Source organism: Pseudomonas sp. GW821-FHT02H09, assembly GCF_059421425.1.
This window is the reverse complement of the sequence record NZ_JBWKVA010000061.1, coordinates 1-521: the sequence shown is the minus strand read 5'-3', so window position 1 is coordinate 521 and position 521 is coordinate 1. Positions and strand designations below refer to the sequence as shown.

The 521-nt window shown below is 65.6% G+C and carries 1 protein-coding gene; it reads right to left on the bottom strand.

Annotated elements, in window-relative coordinates; translation table 11 throughout:
* A partial coding sequence (locus tag AC07VR_RS31650; protein ID WP_495013650.1) for an aldehyde dehydrogenase family protein occupies positions 1-521 on the bottom strand: 521 nt, incomplete at both ends.

Here is a 521-nt window from a genome sequence, read left to right as displayed (position 1 = left end):
TCTTCCTGCAAGCACAGCACGCGCAGGGCCGAGCAACGCTGACCGGCGCTGTCGAAGGCCGAGGACACCACGTCGATGACCACTTGTTCGGTCAGTGCCGAGGAGTCGACGATCATGGCGTTCTGGCCGCCGGTTTCGGCGATCAGCGGGATCGGACGGCCCTGGGCATCCAGACGGCCGGCGACGTTGCGTTGCAGCAAGCGAGCGACTTCGGTGGAACCGGTGAACATCACACCTTTGACCCGATCGTCGCCGACCAGGCGGGCGCCAACGGTTTCGCCCCGGCCCGGCAGCAGTTGCAGTACGCCTTCCGGAATCCCGGCTTCAAGCATCAGACGCACAGCTTGAGCGGCGACCAGCGGCGTTTGTTCGGCCGGTTTGGCCAGCACCGGGTTACCGGCAGCCAGTGCTGCTGCGACTTGACCACTGAAGATCGCCAGCGGGAAGTTCCACGGGCTGATGCACACCACCGGACCCAGTGGGCGGTGGGCATCGTTGGTGAAGTCGTTGCGCGCCTGCAC